The organism is Puia sp., assembly GCF_035546395.1.
Lineage (GTDB): Bacteria > Bacteroidota > Bacteroidia > Chitinophagales > Chitinophagaceae > Puia.
The window spans coordinates 514,408-529,566 of sequence record NZ_DASZXR010000014.1 but is presented as its reverse complement, the minus strand read 5'-3'; the positions used below and the strand labels follow the sequence as shown (position 1 = coordinate 529,566).

At 56.7% G+C, this 15,159-nt stretch carries 12 protein-coding genes; 7 read left to right on the top strand and 5 right to left on the bottom strand.

Going from position 1 to position 15,159, the window contains the following annotated elements:
* Window positions 1-63 precede the first annotated feature (63 nt).
* Window positions 64-510: a hypothetical protein gene (locus VHE34_RS14945; protein WP_325589288.1), complete on the top strand. Its 447-nt coding sequence runs from the start codon at window positions 64-66 to the stop codon at window positions 508-510.
* A gap of 11 nt (window positions 511-521) precedes the next feature.
* On the top strand, window positions 522-992 hold the full coding sequence (locus tag VHE34_RS14940) for a hypothetical protein (protein WP_325589286.1): 471 nt from the start codon (window positions 522-524) through the stop codon (window positions 990-992).
* Here the strand turns inward: VHE34_RS14940 and VHE34_RS14935 are convergent.
* Both VHE34_RS14935 and VHE34_RS14930 read right to left on the bottom strand, forming a co-directional pair.
* Window positions 967-1,194 (bottom strand): hypothetical protein, encoded by a 228-nt coding sequence (locus VHE34_RS14935; protein ID WP_325589284.1) that lies wholly within the window; start codon window positions 1,192-1,194, stop codon window positions 967-969. The two genes, VHE34_RS14940 and VHE34_RS14935, sit on opposite strands and share 26 nt — an antisense overlap.
* A 33-nt stretch (window positions 1,195-1,227) precedes the next feature.
* Window positions 1,228-3,189 carry a T9SS type A sorting domain-containing protein gene (locus VHE34_RS14930; protein ID WP_325589282.1) on the bottom strand — a complete coding sequence of 654 codons (1,962 nt, stop codon included), beginning with the start codon at window positions 3,187-3,189 and terminating at the stop codon, window positions 1,228-1,230.
* A 174-nt stretch (window positions 3,190-3,363) separates the two neighbouring features.
* Between VHE34_RS14930 and VHE34_RS14925 the strand changes: the two genes are divergently transcribed.
* Genes VHE34_RS14925 through VHE34_RS14915 form a run of 3 tightly spaced genes read left to right on the top strand, consistent with a single transcriptional unit; the run spans window position 3,364 to window position 8,718 of the window.
* Complete coding sequence (locus VHE34_RS14925; RefSeq protein WP_325589280.1) at window positions 3,364-5,784, top strand: ABC transporter permease; 2,421 nt, start codon at window positions 3,364-3,366, stop codon at window positions 5,782-5,784.
* A 40-nt stretch (window positions 5,785-5,824) separates the two neighbouring features.
* On the top strand, window positions 5,825-7,060 hold the full coding sequence (locus VHE34_RS14920) for an OmpA family protein (RefSeq protein ID WP_325589278.1): 1,236 nt from the start codon (window positions 5,825-5,827) through the stop codon (window positions 7,058-7,060).
* A 47-nt stretch (window positions 7,061-7,107) separates the two neighbouring features.
* Window positions 7,108-8,718 carry an MBG domain-containing protein gene (locus VHE34_RS14915; RefSeq protein WP_325589276.1) on the top strand — a complete coding sequence of 537 codons (1,611 nt, stop codon included), beginning with the start codon at window positions 7,108-7,110 and terminating at the stop codon, window positions 8,716-8,718.
* Here VHE34_RS14915 and VHE34_RS14910 read toward each other — a convergent pair.
* Entirely contained in the window at window positions 8,696-9,163 is a 468-nt protein-coding gene (locus tag VHE34_RS14910) for a YybH family protein (protein WP_325589274.1), read from the bottom strand. The genes VHE34_RS14915 and VHE34_RS14910 overlap by 23 nt on opposite strands.
* 243 nt (window positions 9,164-9,406) lie before the next feature.
* Between VHE34_RS14910 and VHE34_RS14905 the strand changes: the two genes are divergently transcribed.
* A complete protein-coding gene (locus tag VHE34_RS14905) occupies window positions 9,407-9,802 on the top strand; it encodes a helix-turn-helix transcriptional regulator (protein WP_325589272.1) in 396 nt (131 codons plus the stop codon).
* A gap of 16 nt (window positions 9,803-9,818) precedes the next feature.
* Here the strand turns inward: VHE34_RS14905 and VHE34_RS14900 are convergent, their stop codons facing one another.
* On the bottom strand, window positions 9,819-12,227 hold the full coding sequence (locus tag VHE34_RS14900; protein ID WP_325589270.1) for a TonB-dependent receptor: 2,409 nt from the start codon (window positions 12,225-12,227) through the stop codon (window positions 9,819-9,821).
* Between the two features lie 125 nt (window positions 12,228-12,352).
* Between VHE34_RS14900 and VHE34_RS14895 the strand changes: the two genes are divergently transcribed.
* The gene (locus VHE34_RS14895; RefSeq protein WP_325589267.1) at window positions 12,353-12,715 is read left to right on the top strand and encodes a hypothetical protein; all 363 of its coding nucleotides are present in this window, start codon (window positions 12,353-12,355) and stop codon (window positions 12,713-12,715) included.
* Window positions 12,716-12,719: 4 nt separating this feature from the next.
* On the opposite strand, the gene VHE34_RS14890 is transcribed toward VHE34_RS14895, so the two are convergent.
* Window positions 12,720-15,098: an ABC transporter permease gene (locus VHE34_RS14890; RefSeq protein ID WP_325589265.1), complete on the bottom strand. Its 2,379-nt coding sequence runs from the start codon at window positions 15,096-15,098 to the stop codon at window positions 12,720-12,722.
* Window positions 15,099-15,159: the final 61 nt, after the last annotated feature.

The following is a 15,159-nucleotide window of genomic DNA, read 5'->3' as shown; positions in this document are numbered from 1 at the left end:
TACAATATTAATTTCCTGTTTTCGTTTTTTTTCATTTTATTGTGATACAACCCCTTTTAAACAATGGAAAATAATCAACAGGAGTCTCTCCTACAATTTCACGTCGATTATGACGGCGGTAACATCCTACGGGAGACGGTCCGCTGGTCCCGGTTCCTCTCGATCGTGGGGATCATCGGGATCGTCTTGTGCGCCCTGGTCTTCGCCCTCGCGGGTTCGGCGATACTCGCCGCTTTCTCCACTTTGTCGCCGGGTCTCGGCGCCCTCGCAAGCATGGGCGGCGTTATCGTGATCATCATCTGCCTGATCATATTCGCGATCGCCGGCTATGTCGTCTTCATGCTGTATCGCTTTTCGACGTTGACGCGCAAAGCGATCGACCAGCAGGACCAGGTCCTCTTCGCCGAAGGCATGAAGTGCCTGAAGATGTACTTCATCGTCAATGGCGTGCTCGCCGTTCTGAGCCTGTTATTCAGCCTCCTTTCCATCACCTCGCTATTTCATTCTTAAAGCCGCTCGCCATGGAAGACCAACAAATACCCCCCTCCTCCAACCAACTGGACAATTTTTTCAATATCTCCTTCGATGACGCGATCCGGGCGCAGATCAGAAGCGCCGCCTCCTGGGCACGCATCTGCGCTCTTTGCGCCTTCATCAGCGCGGGTGTCGGCTTCGTCGTCGCCATCTTCGGACGGTCGGCCACGACATTGGGCACAGATGGTGTCGCCGTGAGCGGTTTTGCCCGGACCGGGGCGATCCTCGGGGCCTTTATATCGGCTGCAATAAGCGTGTTCATCAACTATTGGCTCTATCGTTTCGCAACCACGACGACGAAGGGAATGGATGCCATGGACAGCATCAAGACCAACGAGGGCTTCAACGACCTGCGCACTTATTTCAAGATCCTCGGCGTCATCCTCATCATCGTGCTTTCTCTCTTTGCCCTGGGCGTGCTGATCGGTCTGCTCAGCCTCGGATCGTCGATGAGATAACACCGCTGCCGCCGTTGGAAAGACTTTCGTGCTCGAGAACGTCCTTTTCTACGGGGATATGCATCGCCCTATTCCCGCTTCTTTTCGCGTCTGACTGGACCTGCTGGCCTTTATGAAACAACACCCCGGCCTGCGGTTCGAGATCGAGGGTTATGTATGCTGTGTCCCCGAAGAGTTGGATGGCTACGACATCGAAAGCCATGCTGCCAAGGTCCTGGGCTGTTGAGCGATCGGGTCAATCCCCTTTTTTCACAAATGATCTGACGAGGTGCATGCCCTGTGATGCCAGGACGAGGAAATAGGCGCCCGGGGACAATGTCCCCAGGGGAAGGGTGGCGCTATTCGATCCATTGTGAAGCAGCATCGATTGCCTGTGCAAGACCTGGCCCAGTGCGTTCGAGATCGTGACCGTCGCATCCACCGTCTTCCTTGAGATAACGGTGACGGTGAGTTGATCTTTTGCCGGATTGGGATAGAGCCGGAGAGATGCCGCATCGGGCCCAGGTTGGCCGGCGACAGTGACGATCCGCGACCAGGACCATACGTCTACGGGGTTGAGCCACGCGAGCCGATAGGATATCTGGCCGTGGGTATCCGGCGCGGCGTCGGTATAGTGATAATTCGGCTGACCGGTTGAGACTGGAACGGTGGCCAGGGGATCGAAATGACTTCCGTCGACAGATCGCTGGATCACGAAGTTTTTAATGCTGTCGGCGGCTGTTGTGACCGTCCAGTCGAGCAGCACATTCGCGTCTGCGCGGGTCGCCGTGAACGATAGCAAGGCCGAATTCGCCAGTACCGTACAAAGCGACCCGCCGGAGGTGGGCAGCACATAGCCGGCCTGGCTGATCCCCGGCGCTCCGCTGGTCGCCCCGTTGGCTGATCCGACACAGGAGGTTTTCGAGCTGCCGCTGCTGACGACCCCGTTGAGGCCTCCGCTAACAGCCGCGCTGACGGCAGGGGGAAATACGCCACCAGCCGCCCAAACGACCCCGCCCGCACCGCCGCCCCCCGGACCGGTACAGTCATTCACATGGTTGCTCGAATTCGAGCCGGGGCCGCCGGTGACATCGGCGATGATCGTCCCGGTGACCGTAGTTGCATTGAGGATGATGGCGCCACCGGCTCCGCCGCCGCCACCCCCGTCGCCCTCCGCCTGGGTAGGATCGGAATTACCCGGATTCACCGGTTGCAAGCCTGAAGCAAGCAATCGCCCGCCGCCACCGACGATTGCCGGTGCGGAGAGAAGGATGATCCCGCCGCCATTGGCCCCGGGTGTTCCCACGCCGTTGTTCTCCTGTCCGCTTCCGCCGCCACCACCCAGGAAGATGCGGTTGGCCCCGGCGCTGTAGCCAAGCCCGTTGAGACCGGCGCCCCCGATGCCGGGGTAGGGACCATGACAATCGAAGAAGTTTTCTCCGGACCGCTGCCCTCCATCGCCTCCCGGACCGTAATTGCCGCCCCCGGCGCCCCCGGCATTCGCGTTGTTACCGCCGCCGCCGCCGTTGGCCAGCTTCCCGCGGCCGAACTCCTCATTGACGATCGTGGCGGCGATACCTTCCCCTTTGCTGCCCCCGGTATAGAACCCGCTCGCGGGCAGGGGATAATAATAGCCGTTTACGTCGGCAGCCCAGTTGCAGTCATACGGGGGAACGGAATAGTTGACTAGCGCGCCACCCTGCAACCCCTGGCCGCTGACGTTGATGTCGGCGTTGAGAAAGATGCTTCCGCTGGATTCCAACGCGACGATGCCACCCGTCCCCGTGGCGGGGTCCCAGGAGGCGGCGCTGAGTGCGCCGGCGATGGTGATGGATGGGCTGGAAGGTACGGTCAGCAGTTGTACCAGCCCCGAAGGGTCATAAGAATGCAACATCGGGTAAACCAACCAGACCTCATTGCCGCTGACCGAGCAAATAGTATTCATTTCATAGGCCCCCGCATTGTTGAGTGCGGTGACGTCGCCGTAATGGGATGTGTTGGAGGCGGTGATCGCTGCGCCCTTCGCCTGGTAGAGCATCACCCGCTGACCGGGGCCGAGCCCAGTCGCGTTGGTTAGGGTCACCGCATTGACGGCCATATTCACCGTCGTGACCGGGTAGTAGCCGTTGACGACGCCCGACACCGATTGCGCGCAGGCAATGCCCCATTGGAAGGCCGCAAAGAGAAGAAGCACGACGAGGCGTGCATGATTTTTCATACTACTGGATTACACCCAAGATACAAAATTTCTTTAATCCGTAAAAGGACAGCCGGTGTATCATAAACGGACAATATTCAGGTACTTTCGATCCAGATATGGTTGAAATTTAATCTGTCATAACTCCGGCATCGAATCTGCGGGCCCTTTATTACCAACTAAATCAATCCCCGCATGTTCAAAAGCTATTGGATCAGCGCCTGGCGGATGCTGATTCGCAACCGGGTATATACACTCATCAACGTTCTCGGACTGGCCCTTGGCATCTGCGCCTGCTTTGTTATCGGGATCATCGTCCGGTATGAATTCAGTTTTGACCGCAACCATCCCGGCGGCAAGCAGATCTACCGGGTCGTTTCCTACCTGCAGATCATGAAAGACGAATCGGAGCACCTTTCACCGGCCGTGCTGGCGGACATCCCCGGGGCGTTGCAACAGGAGATACCCGGCGTGGAGAAGGTAGCCCCCTATCATATCCTGAACGAGGATTCCGCGATGGTGAGCAGGGAGGGAAAACAGACCTTGTATGCCGTGCAATCCATCGTCGCCGGACCCGAGTACCTCCGGGTCATGGGTTATGACTGGCTGGCGGGCGATCCGCAAACTGCCCTTGCCCATCCTTTTAGCGTCGTGCTGACGGAGAGCCGGGCGCGCCGGTACTTCGGAATGGGACCACTTGCCGGGATCATCGGCAGGGAGATCGTCTACCAGGACAGTCTCCGGGTCAATGTCAGCGGTATTGTCAGCGACTGGCCGGGCAACACGGACTTTCCTTACACGGATTTTATCTCTTTTGCGACCATCGGTCACAGCTTCCTGCTGCAGACCTTCGGGCTGGCGCCAGGGAACAAATACCCGGCAACGGCATCGGTGCTCCTGCGACTGGCGCCCACTGCCGATCCGGCCAGGGTTGAGGGCGCCTTGTCGGCCCTTTACCATCGCCGCAATTACGACCAGGGGCTTTACCCCCGTGTCGCACTCCAACCGCTTAGCAAGGTGCATTTCACCGTCACCGACGGCAATGCCGGCTTCCAGACCTCGCAATTGTCGATCCTGTACGCGCTGATGAGCATTGCCGGCTTTATACTGGCCCTGGCCATCATCAACTATGTCAATCTTGCCACGGCGCAATCGCTGACCCGGGAAAAAGAGATCGGCATCCGGAAGGTGATGGGCAGCGGCCGCGGTCACCTGATCTTACAGCTGTTGACGGAGACCTTCCTGCTGACGACCGTCGCCGGCCTTTTCGCCCTGCTCGCTGTCGTCCCGGTGCTTGGTGTGTTCCGGGAATTCGTCCCGGCCGGCATCCATTTCAGGCCCTTTGCCCCGGTGAACGTGTTGTTCCTTGCGGGGATCACCGTCACCGTGACCTTGCTGGCGGGACTCTACCCGGCCAGGATGTTATCGGCGCATTCGGCGGTGACAAGTCTGAAAGGCAACGGCACGCCAAGGGCTGGGGGAAAATGGTTGTTGAGAAAGGGATTGATCGTCTTCCAGTTCACCGTGTCGCTCGTGTTCATCATCGGGACGATGGTTATCGGCCGGCAGCTCGGCTACATGCTTCACAAGGACCTGGGTTTTCGGTCCGACGCGATCATTCTCTTTGATACGGGCGAGCGAAAGGACAGCGTCAATAAGGTCAGGGTCCTCCAGCAAGAGATCCGCCAACTGCCGGGGGTAGCTGAAGTTTCGCGTTCGAATATGCCGCCATCGGGGATGGATCGTGGGATTGCCACTGTCCGGTACCTGGCGCGAAGCAAAGATCCCCTGCGGGTAGAACTGATCCAATCGGACGAGCACTATCTCCCTTTGTATGACATCAAATTGCTGGCAGGCCGAAACCTGTTCCCCAGCGATACGATGAAGGAAGTGTTGATCAATGAGAACATGTCACGGGAACTTGGGTTCCGCCGCCCTGATGAGGCGCTCGGAAAACAGCTGTATACCTGGAACCGGAATGTTTCCATTGTCGGCGTGGTCGCGGATTTTCATAAATATTCCTATAAGGAGCCGATCCGGCCGCTGATGATCGCGGGGATGGCCTGTACCGATCTGGCCGTTCGCCTGGACACGAAGGGGCATTCCGGGCGGGAGGTGCGCGCTGCGATAGCCAGGATCGAGCGGCAATGGAAGACCGTGTATCCGCATACCCCTTTCGAATATGGGTTCTTCGATGAGGAGCTGGCAAAATTTTACAAACGGGAGCAGACGATGGAATGGCTGCTGGACATCGCCACGGGCATCACCCTGCTCATCAGCTGTATCGGTTTGTTTGGGCTGACTCTCTTCACGACCCGGCGGCGGACACGGGAGATCGGCATCCGGAAAGTGATGGGTGCGGATGTGAAAGACATCGTCATCCTGTTGGGTAAGGATTTTGTCAGGCTGGTGTTGCTCGCGCTGGTGATCGCTTCGGCGGGTGGCTGGTACCTGACCCATCGATGGCTGCAGGACTATGCCTATCGGGTCGGCATTGGTGTCGATGTGTTCCTGCTGGCAGGCGGGGTCTTGATGGGGCTCACGTCGCTGACGGTGGGGTTGCAGTCGATGAAGGCGGCGACGGTGAACCCGGTCGAATCTTTGCGGGTGGAATAGGAATTGCAGCAGTCCGTTTGCATCCCAATCTACCTGTTGTATGCAATGGACGGCCTGCTTCGTTATCGCCAATTTTATAGGATTGCTCATGGTCACGCCGGCCGCCGCCCAGGAATTCGGCGTCGAGCTGGATGGCGGATTACAGGGAACGCATTATACTTTGACCAACGGGCAAACCCAACCCTTGTTGGGAGGGGCATTGGGACTTCGCTATGGATTCCGGCTGACTCCCCGCTGGAACCTGGTATCCGGCGTCAGCGGCGGAATATACCGTACGCGGGCCAGCCTGCACGATGGCGTCGCCTATAGCGCCTACCAGGTGGACGAGACAGGCTCGGCATTCCGGCTTGATGTGAGCACGACGGGATATAGAGAGACACAGCGTTTTTTCGCCGTAAGCATTCCCCTGCTCTTGCAATTCCATACTTCGGACCCTATCGTGCAATGGTATTTCGAAGGCGGCGCCAAGCTGTTCGTCCCTTTCAGCACCCATATCGATGTGTCTGCCAAACAACTTGTTCTTTCCGGCTATTACCCCGACTATAACATCGAAATATCCAACCTGCCTCAACATGGTTTTGGGACGATCAATAACTGGCAATCCACTGCTACGGCCCAATTGCGGCCTGCGGCGGCCCTGAGTGCGGCGACGGGCGCCAGTTTCAGCCTTGCACCCGGTATCCGGGTCTATGCCGGGGTCTACTTGGACTACGGCCTGACCGGTCTCAAGGCAAGGGGCGATAGCACGCCCATCGCCACCTACCATTCTACCGGGTTGAATGGAGTGGAGGCGAACAGCGTATTGAACGGTCCGGGCGCCGGCAAGATGACCCTGCTCGCGTTCGGAGTGCAGCTAAGACTTGGCTTCGGGTCCGGCCGGTCGAAACCCGTTAGCAGGGCATCCCGGCAGGCCGTGAAGGATACCCTTACCACGGAAGAGTTGGACGAGATCCAGGAGCCGTTGGTGTTTGGCCTGTTGGGTGAAACGGCGCTTCCCGAGATCCAGAAAAGACATTTGGACGAGGTGGCCGGCCTCTTGAAGCGATTCCCCGCCGTTCGCATCTCCATCGCCGGCTATATCTGCAATAGTGAGACGGAAACGGAAGAAAAGAAGGTGGGCGTGGATCGCGCCGCGGCCGTCGCACGTTACTTGCAGAGCAATGGCATCGACGCCGGCCGGATGGAGGTCAGCCCTGTCGCCGTGAGTGAGGTCTTCGACCCATCCAATCCGCTGGCTAACTACAGAAGCCGCCGGGCCGTGATAAAGGTGCTTTGAGACGGTTGGAATGACAATTGCAGCGCCAGTCCATAGATCCCACTCTTATGCGAGAGAAGAAATTCATCCTGACCGGCATAATTCTATTTGCATTGGGCTCCCCGTTGTTGTCCCTCGCCCCAGTCGGGGAAACTGGTCCGCTGCTTCTTGCGGCCGAAGCGCGGGCCGGCGCTCCCAAGGACCTGAATATTTCCCCCTCGACCGTTCCCAATGGGCAATACGGTACTTCCTACAAACAGATGCTGAAGGCCACCGGAGGCGTGGGTACCATTACTTTTTCCATCACGCGCGGCAACCTGCCTCCTGGTCTTTCCCTTTCCGCCGATGGGGAACTATCCGGAGTCCCGACCGGGGCCGGGTCTTTTTCGTTCACCGTTACGGCGGTAACCAGCGTGCTGATCAACACCGCTTCGGGTTCGCGGGACTACACGCTCAACATCAAGACCGCTTCCCTGGACATCACTGCCAATAACGCCATCGTTACCTATGGCGGCGCCGTGCCTACCCTGACGGCCTCCTACAGCGGTTTCGTCAACGGGGACAACCCGTCCAGCCTATCCACGCAGCCCGCGATCACCACCACCGGCAGTTCGTCCTCGCCCACAGGTGAATATCCCATCACTGCATCCGGCGCGGCGTCACCCAATTACGACATCCACTATCATAACGGGACCCTGACCATTAATCCCGCCGTTCTCAATGTCGCCGCTAACGCCCAGACAAAGTCCTTTGGCGCCCCGGACCCACCACTGACCTACGCCGCCAGCGGGTTCGTGAATGGGGACAATACGGGGGTATTTTCCGGCGCGTTGAGCAGGTCGCCGGGTGAGAATGTCGGCACCTATCCCATCAACAGGGGCAACCTGGGCGCGGGCGGTAACTATACCATCAGCTATACCAGCAATTACCTGACCATTACAAGGGACGCCTCCCAACATATCAGCTGGACGCAAAGTCTGTTGGTAGGATGCAACAGCAGTACCCAGCTGACCTTGACGGCGACGGCAAGCAGCGGCCTGCCGGTCGCCTATTCGGTCTCCGACCCGACGATCGCCACGGTTTCCGGGAACATCCTGACCTTGCTGAGTCCGGGTACGGCCGTCATTACTGCCACCCAGGCCGGCAACGTCAACTACACCGCCGCCGCTCCCGTCAACGACACGCTGGTATATGCCTCGAGCTCCCTGATCCGGCAACACTGGGATGATGCGATCTTCTTCGATAACAGTGACGGTGAGTATGTGAAATGGCAATGGTATAAGAATGGCCAGGCCGTGACGGGCGCCACCGCGTCCTTTTATACGGAAAATCCCCTGAATGGACAATACTATGTGGTCGCCACCAACAGGGCGGGCGAAGAGATCCAAAGCTGTACGCTGGCCGTCAAACCCGGCGCCGCGGCATCCGGCGGCATCAAGGTCAGTCCAAACCCTATTCCCGCGGGCGCTCCGGTCACCGTGACCAGTAATTATTCCGGAACCGCGCTACAAGGGGCAACGCTGCAGATCATCGATCTGCAGGGCAAGGTCCGGCAGAAACTAACTTCCGTTCAGCCTTCGATGACGGTGACGATGCCGTCCGAAAGCGGTATCTATATCGTCCAACTGCAGCTGGGGAACGGACAGCAGGCGACCATCAACGTGCTGGTGCAGGGGTAGCATGGTTACTGCTGAACGAATCCCTGAACATCTTCCAGCCACCGGGGGTCTTTTTCCAAAGGACCAGGAATTTCCCATCGTCGAATAGTTCCCCATTCGCATTCACCGATTGCCAAAGGCCTTCTTCCGTCACATATTCCTTTCCATCGCCATAGACGTTTGTGGTGATGAATTTCCCGTTTCTCAGGCCATAGTCCCGGTAGGCGGCCCGGAAGAATTGAGCGGCAGCTGCATGGCCGCATACGGCGGGGGCATTCGGGGCCAGGATGCACGCATCTTTGGCGTAGCTATTGATAAAAATAGCCGAGTCGTTTTTGGCGAAAGCCTGGAAATAGTGTGCGTTGCTTTCCGCGATGGCCTTTTTTGCTTCGTCTAATTGCGCACTCGCTGCCAGGCCCGCGCCGATGATCAATAAGGTGAGCAAAAGCTTTTTGCTGTTTATCATATTTTATATATTTCGGTAAAGGTAAAAGCGGCCCGTAAGGGCAGATTGTAAAAAAGCGAACAAGCACCGAAATTATGAGAGATAAGGTATTTTTTCCATCGCCTGTCTTAAGCCGTTATATCCAATATTACTGGACCTGCCGGCGCGCTTTTCTTCCCCAATCCCCTTTCCGAGTTCACCAATGAATCCATCGATCTGTTCGATATCCCGAATAAAGAATGCAGCGAGTTCTATTGCCGGCTGATGGAGCAACCGGTACTGGAGCAAAAAGTGAAGGTGCTGGAAGCGTTCTTAACGGACCGGCTGGTCAGGACCACGAAGGATCAACAAAAGATCCGGTTGGTCGAAGGGATCTGCGACTCCATCAGCCGGGCCGATGGATCTTTTGATCTTGCGCGTCTTGCCGCGGAGTACCGGTGCTCCGAACGCCATATCCAAAAGCTGTTTGTGAATTATGTCGGTATCCCTCCAAAGGGCCTGTTTTCGGTCCAACGGTTCAACAAAAGCCTGGAGCTGATCCGGGCGGGGAAAGGATCCCTGACCGATATTGCCTATGAATGCGGCTACTATGACCAGGCCCATTTCATCAAGGAATTCAAAGGGTACACCGGGATTTCGCCATCCCGGCTGAGTCGGTGAACCGGCGTTCCGTCGATCACAGCCGGAATGAGACGGTCGCGGCGAACTGCATCGGGGCGATGGGATTCACGCTGCCGTCCTCATGCGCGTAATAACCGAGGGAATTGAGAAGGTTGGAACACTTCAGCGAGAAGATCATTTGCCGGTAGCTGTATCTTACGGTCGCATCCATCTGGGTAAAGTCCGGCAAGGGGATCAGCGCGTAGTTCTTCTGCGCGGCCGTCGGCTTGAGCCTGGGAACCCTGCCGGCGTTCATGCCGTTGACATACATCCCCGTCAGACCGATGCCAAGACCTTGCAGGGTCCCGCTGAAGCTATAGTAGACGCTGCCCGTTACGATATTGGCGGGAGCGTATTGGATCTTGCTTCCTTTCGGAAAGGTGTTGCTTTGGGTGTATCGGGCATCGTTGTAGCTATAGCCGGCCATGATGGTGAAGCCATGGATGGGTTTGGTGGAAAGGTCGGCTTCAATGCCCTTGCTGGTGACCTGCCCGGTCAGTTCTTTGATATTCGTGTTGGTATTGCCGTTGGCCAGGCTCATCTGGGCGAGATTGCTGTTGACGATTTGGTAAGCCGTAAGGTTGAAGGTCAAAAACCGGTCAAAGAGATCGGATTTGAAGCCCACCTCGTATTGGTTGATGAACGACAAGGGGAGTGCCTTGCCGGCGGTGTCGGTGCCGGTATTGGTGTTGAAGGAATTGGAATAGCTGGTGAACAGGGACAGGGTGGACGCCGGCTGGTAGACGATGCCTACGCGCGGGGTGAAGGGATGCGCGTATACCGAGCTGGCTGTGGTCTTGCCGGTGGAATAGGAATAGGCCTTGCTTAGTGACTGAACATATCCCATACGCCCGCCGAGTAAAACTTTGAGGCCGTGGGTGAGGCTGATCAGATCCTGCACGTAGACGGCCGCGCTGGAGATGGGCGCCTTTGTATAGGTGTTCCGGGTGAGGGTGGGGATATCGGAACGTTGCGGGTATTTGTTGAGATCGAAGATGTTGATGGAGTCGTATACAGCCAGCAGATTGTAGGCCAGGGTATTGATCTGGTCCTTATCGGCGGAGACCCCGAAGAGGAATTGATGGCCCAGTCCCCCGGTGTTGAACTTTCCAATGAGGTCGGCCTGGGCGAGGTAGTAGTGTTCGTTGGTGGCCGAGTGCTGAACGCCCCGAACCCAATTGCCATTGGACTGGATCGCCGCGCCGCCGCCGTCATCCGGCCGCGTTGTGCCGTAGAGCTCTACGTTGTAGTTGTAAAAGCCATCGAGGCTTCGAAGCTGCCACCGATCGTTGATCTGGTAAGTCGTCGTGACGGTAATATTGCTTTCGGTGGCCTTGTTAGTGCTCCACGGCGCGCCGAGGAAACGGGTCCGCGAGATCTTGGGGATGATATAATTGACCGCACCGACGCCAAAGTCCGAGGTATGGGTATCGGTAAGATAATCGCCTTCTACCAGCACCTGTACCTTCTTGCCGGCCCTGATCAGGAAGGACGGGTTGATATAATAGCGTTCTCCTTTTACAAAGTCGCGGAAGCTGCGTTCCTTTTCATAGGATGTCACCAGGCGGTAGGCGACGGACCGGCTGCCGGAGACGGGTCCGTAGATGTCCAGGGTAGGCTTGTAAAAATCGTAGCTGCCGGCGCGGAAGCTGATCTGGCCGCCCTGTTCGAACGCCGGCTTCCGGGTAACGATATTCATCACTCCGCCGGCCGTCACATTTCCGAGCAGGATGGCGGCGCTGCCTTTCAGGAACTCCATCCGTTCGACGCCGCTCAGATCGGGAGTTACGCCGTTGTTGAACTTCATCCCGTTTTTGAAGGTATTGGTGCTGTTGAACAGGTATCCTCTTCCGCCGATCTCCTGTTGGACGCCGCCGGTCGTGCCCATCACATAGATGCCGTTGACGTTCATCAGCGCGTCCCCTACGGTCAGCACCTGCTGCCGGTCGAGTACGTCCTTACCCACTACGGCGACGCTTTGCGGCAGATCGATAGCCGCTATCCCCGCCTTGCCAATATCCGCGCGCTTCTGGTTTTGGGTCCGGACTGCCACCACGGTGACCGCGCTCAGTTGTTTCCCGGAAACGGCCAGCTTGATGGAGATGTGCAAGGGTTTGCCGGCAGCCAGCTCGACATGCTGATGCACGGCCTCGTAACCCACCAGGGATACTTCGATATCGTAGGCCCCCGGCTTGAGATGGGTGAAAGAGAAAAGACCCTCTTCGTCGGTGACGGTCGTCCATTTCAGTTTCGGGATCGAGACGGTGACTTCCGCCGCCGGTTGTCCGTCGGCGGTCGATACCTTTCCGGCAATGGCACCGCCGGTCTCTTCATCCCCATTGGCAAAAGTGGCGGAAGCTGGCAAAAGTAAAAAGAAGAGAGCGATAAGACTATAAAGGGATCTGCGGGTAATCAATTGGGCCATATATTTCTATTTCCGAGGCAAAACTATTTCGCCGCGGGAGATCGCCCTGCCGCTATCGGGAAAAACGAATGCCGGATCGGGAAAAACCGTAGATCTGCCTTAAATTACCCAAAGAATGCAAAACCATGTTTAGTCTTTTTAGAAAGCGAAAGAAAGATGCAGGCCCCTTGAGCAACTGGCAGTTGCCGCTAGACGCGTCCTACAAGAGCATCCTGAACCAGGACTCGGTGCAATACGTCAACGAATCCGGAAGCCGGGTCTTATACTTCTCGGTGCTTACTTTCTCGGGGAGCTCGCTCCTTCCGGATGGGATCCTGAAAAAGATGGCCCCGACGGTGACCCTCGACGATGGGGGATGGCATCTGAAAGGCGCCAAACAGGGAGCCAATGAGATCCTCAATTGCGTATTCACTTTTACCAATAAGGGCGATGAGGCGGTGATGAGAGAGCTGTTTGACAATATCGTATATGTCCCGATCTCAAGCTAGCTGCTCATTCAGACCTCAGGCTCTTGCTGGGGTTGGCCCTTGCCGCGCCGACCGCCTTGAAGCTGACCGTCAGAAGGGCGATAAGGAAGGTGGCCAGGGACGCCACAACGAATACCCAGAGGCTCATAGAGGTCTGATAAGCAAAGTTTTGCAGCCAGCTTTTCATGACCCAGAAGCCGATCGGTATGGCGATGGCGGTAGCGATGATCACCGGCTTCAGCAGATCCCTGGAGAGCAGCACCACGATATTTTCGACGGAGGACCCCAGCACTTTCCTTACCCCGATCTCCTTGACCCGTTTGGCCGCGGTAAAGGAGGCCAGGCCAAACAGACCCAGGCAGGCGACGAATATTGCCAGACCGGCAAATACGGTAAGGATCGATTGCTGGCGAAGATTGTTCCGGTAAATCTCCCCGAACTGCTGGTCGAGGAATCGATACTCCAGCGGATAACCCGGCGCCGCTACTGCATATTCTTTCTTAATGGCGGCTATCGCGGGACTTAACTGGCCGGATTTTATTTTTACCAGGATCATCCGGCGGTCGAAGGCCGGAGAGATCACCAATGGAGCCATTTCCTCCTTCAGGGAGAGGAAATTATAGTCCTCGATCACGCCCACGATATATCGCTTCTTGTCGTCCCGGACGGTGTTTTGGATCCACTTGCCGATCGCCTGGTCCGGGGTCCAGCCGAATTTGACGGCCGCGGTCCGGTTGATCAGCACCGCGTTGGTTGTGTCGGTTGGATACTGTGCGGAGAAGTTCCTGCCGGCGATAATTTTCAATCCAAGCGTGGGTACGAACTCGAAATCCGAGAATTCGGTGCGGGCCGGCACTTTCCCGGTATGGCCTTCGACGTCAAAGACATGAATATCATGAAAGCCGCCAGGCTCTCCCGACATCGCGGAGAAGGACGCGATCCCGGCCGAGTTTTGCATCGCGAGCCGGAAACTTTGGAGATGTTGATAGATATCGTTGTTATCGATCGGGATCATCACCGTTTGCTCTTTGTCGTAACCCAGTTGCTTGTGTTTTATAAAGTCCATCTGCTTGGTGACCATGATCGTGCCGAAGATGAGGAATACCGAGATGCTGAACTGGATCACCACCAGACCCTGCCGGAACGAAGCGGCGCCTCTGCCGAGTCTCAGTTTGCCTTTTAGCGCCTCAAAGGGCGTAAAATTGGAGAGGAAGAAAGCGGGATAGCTGCCTGCGAGTATTCCCACGACCACGATGATTCCCCCGCAGAACGCCAGCAACGCGCCGAAATGATCGGTCAGCTGCAAGGAATAGCCGAGCACGTGGTTGTAAAAAGGCATGACGAGGGACAACAATCCGAGGGACAGGACGCAGGCGATGACGGTGACCAGGAGGGATTCCCCGATGAATTGTTTGATGATTTGCCCGCGAAGGGCGCCCAATACTTTGCGCAATCCTACTTCCTTCGATCGTTCGGCGGCTCTGACAGTGGAGAGGTTGATGAAATTGATACAGCCGATCAGCAGGATCAGCGCGGCGATGGAAAGGAAGACGTACACCACCGATATGTCGCCATGCCGGATCCCATCAAAAGCGGTGTTGTCTAAATAGACCTTCTGCAGGGGCACAAGCGATAACGCGAAATGGAACCCATACTTCCGCAGCATGGCGCCCATGTACTTCTCCACAAAGCCCGGGAATTGTTTTTCCATCTGTGCCTGTGTCGTCGTTGGGGCGAGTTGCACGTAGGTATACAAACCGTTGTTGATCCATCCCGTCATGACCCCATCGTCCTTGCGGTTCTCCAGCGGAAAAACCAGTTCGAAGTCGAGATGGGAGTTGGCCGGAACATCCTTCATGACGGCTGTTACCCGGTATCGCTTGTCTTTAGCCACCTGGATGGTCTTTCCCATGGCATTATCGGCGCCGCCGAAGTATTTTTTTGCGATGGTCTCGCTCAGCACGACGGAGGGCAGGTCCCGCAATGCGGTGGCCGTGTCGCCCCGCAACAGCGGGAAGGAGAACATACAAAAGAAATTGGAGTCCGCCCAGATGATCTTTCTTTCATGGAAGGAGCGGTTATCGATCGTTATCAGGTCGTCGTCCGGCCGCACCCGTACCACCCTCGTGATCTGCCCCTTGAAATCGTTCGCCAGGGCCGGCCCATAGGGACCTGACAGCCAGCCCACGCCGACTTCCTTATTGTCGTTCGTCACGTTACGCATCACGCGGTAGATGCTGGCGCTTTGTTTATGGAATTTGTCAAAACTCATTTCGTGCAGGACGAACAGGAAGATCATCATGCAGACAGTGATACCGATGGTTAGCCCGAGGACATTGATGATTGAGAAGACCTTGCTCTTCATCAGGTTGCGCCAGGCGATGGTGAAATAGTTTTTGATCATGGTGTGCGTTGTGAGAGATGGTATATCGCCAAAGGCGATGCCAAGCTCGCATTTCGTTAAA

Excerpts from the sequence above, each read along its gene's own strand:
- VHE34_RS14945 (WP_325589288.1), top strand. The coding sequence starts at position 64 with ATGGAAAATAATCAACAGGAGTCTCTCCTACAATTTCACGTCGATTAT.
- VHE34_RS14940 (WP_325589286.1), top strand. The coding sequence starts at position 522 with ATGGAAGACCAACAAATACCCCCCTCCTCCAACCAACTGGACAATTTT.
- VHE34_RS14935 (WP_325589284.1), bottom strand. The coding sequence starts at position 1,194 with ATGGCTTTCGATGTCGTAGCCATCCAACTCTTCGGGGACACAGCATAC.
- VHE34_RS14930 (WP_325589282.1), bottom strand. The coding sequence starts at position 3,189 with ATGAAAAATCATGCACGCCTCGTCGTGCTTCTTCTCTTTGCGGCCTTC.
- VHE34_RS14925 (WP_325589280.1), top strand. The coding sequence starts at position 3,364 with ATGTTCAAAAGCTATTGGATCAGCGCCTGGCGGATGCTGATTCGCAAC.
- VHE34_RS14920 (WP_325589278.1), top strand. The coding sequence starts at position 5,825 with ATGCAATGGACGGCCTGCTTCGTTATCGCCAATTTTATAGGATTGCTC.
- VHE34_RS14915 (WP_325589276.1), top strand. The coding sequence starts at position 7,108 with ATGCGAGAGAAGAAATTCATCCTGACCGGCATAATTCTATTTGCATTG.
- VHE34_RS14910 (WP_325589274.1), bottom strand. The coding sequence starts at position 9,163 with ATGATAAACAGCAAAAAGCTTTTGCTCACCTTATTGATCATCGGCGCG.
- VHE34_RS14905 (WP_325589272.1), top strand. The coding sequence starts at position 9,407 with ATGGAGCAACCGGTACTGGAGCAAAAAGTGAAGGTGCTGGAAGCGTTC.
- VHE34_RS14900 (WP_325589270.1), bottom strand. The coding sequence starts at position 12,227 with ATGGCCCAATTGATTACCCGCAGATCCCTTTATAGTCTTATCGCTCTC.
- VHE34_RS14895 (WP_325589267.1), top strand. The coding sequence starts at position 12,353 with ATGTTTAGTCTTTTTAGAAAGCGAAAGAAAGATGCAGGCCCCTTGAGC.
- VHE34_RS14890 (WP_325589265.1), bottom strand. The coding sequence starts at position 15,098 with ATGATCAAAAACTATTTCACCATCGCCTGGCGCAACCTGATGAAGAGC.